Origin of the sequence: Synechococcus sp. H60.1 (genome assembly GCF_047462335.1) — a bacterium.
Taxonomy (GTDB): domain Bacteria; phylum Cyanobacteriota; class Cyanobacteriia; order Thermostichales; family Thermostichaceae; genus Thermostichus.
Genome location: NZ_JANSJA010000100.1, coordinates 1 through 1,117 on the forward strand (window position 1 = coordinate 1; position 1,117 = coordinate 1,117).

Consider the following 1,117-nt stretch of genomic DNA (forward strand, 5'->3'; position numbering starts at 1 on the left):
CAGACGCTTCCACTCGTCTAAAATCGCCCACTCCGCGCGCAGGGTTGCATAGGTCGGCAGCGACACGCCTCGGTCGGGCTGGTACTCGTGCGCGGCTTGCCAGGCGGCGATTTGGGCGATTGCAGTGCGTTCCTGCCACTCTAACTGCGTGTAGAAACTAATTACCCGACCGAGGGTAGCGGCGCGCATGGATAGCTCCGTAGTCTTCGCCAAAGGGAGTGGAGTATACCATTATAGCGTCGGGATAAACGCGGGCAGTATGCAAACGCAACGAGATGGAGAACTTGACGCTCTTGTCAGCCAAGCTCGCCTCGGAGACGTCAAGTCCCGACATGCGGAGCGTATCGATAATCCGCTGCTTCATCTCTTGTGGTAGGATGTTCCAGTCCAGCGGTGTGTCCATCGGAAGCCCCGTCTGCTCTTCAGCCATTCGCTTCAACTCTGTGCGTAGGCTTTCTATCTCCTTTGCATACTGCTCGCGCATCTGTTCCTGCAGAGTTGTCCACAAGGCGATGAGTTTCTCCAGAGCCTTTTGAAGCATGTCAATCCGAAGAGGAGCAAACTTACTATATAAAATCATCATAGGCTCTGGCGCGTTTTTTTCTGATGATTGCTTCTGTTGAGGCAAGTTCTGCAGATATTCGCTCATCCCGCCCCATGAATTAGGGTTGGAGAAGAGGATTTCTGTGTTTACTTGTATAGTCTGCTCTTCGTTAACAGGCACTTCCGCATACACGAGAGCGCCAGGCATTAGGAACTTGGGTGCTGGCAAAGTCTCTGTTATCTTGAAAAATGCCATCGGATAAGTCTCTCCCTGCATTGTGAGTTGTTCAAGCATCGTGCGCAGCGGTGCAGGCTGTTCGTGAAGGGCAATTGCGCGAGACTGGTCAAGTGAAGAGCGCAATTGCTGTGCCACAGCAAGTCGCCCGCCGTAGAAGGAACTCTTCACAAGTCTTTGTGAAACCGCCAGGTAAAACCCTGTTTCTTGGTCTTTTTGCAGGATGAGGTTGCGTTGAGAGACCCATCGATTGAGTTCCTGCTCCAGAGACTTGAAGTCCCAATCTTGACCTTCCAGAGTGGCAATATCTTTCTCAAGTTGCTGACGCTCTGCGGGAGA

Annotated in this window: 2 protein-coding genes; both read right to left on the reverse strand. The window is 52.4% G+C overall.

Annotation, left to right across the window (positions count from 1 at the left end; all coding sequences use genetic code 11):
- The coding region (locus NW852_RS05525) for a sigma factor (RefSeq protein WP_414426525.1) at positions 1 to 189 on the reverse strand (189 nt) is incomplete at its 3' end.
- The coding region (locus NW852_RS05530; protein ID WP_414426526.1) for a hypothetical protein at positions 158 to 1,117 on the reverse strand (960 nt) is incomplete at its 5' end. The genes NW852_RS05525 and NW852_RS05530, both read right to left, overlap by 32 nt.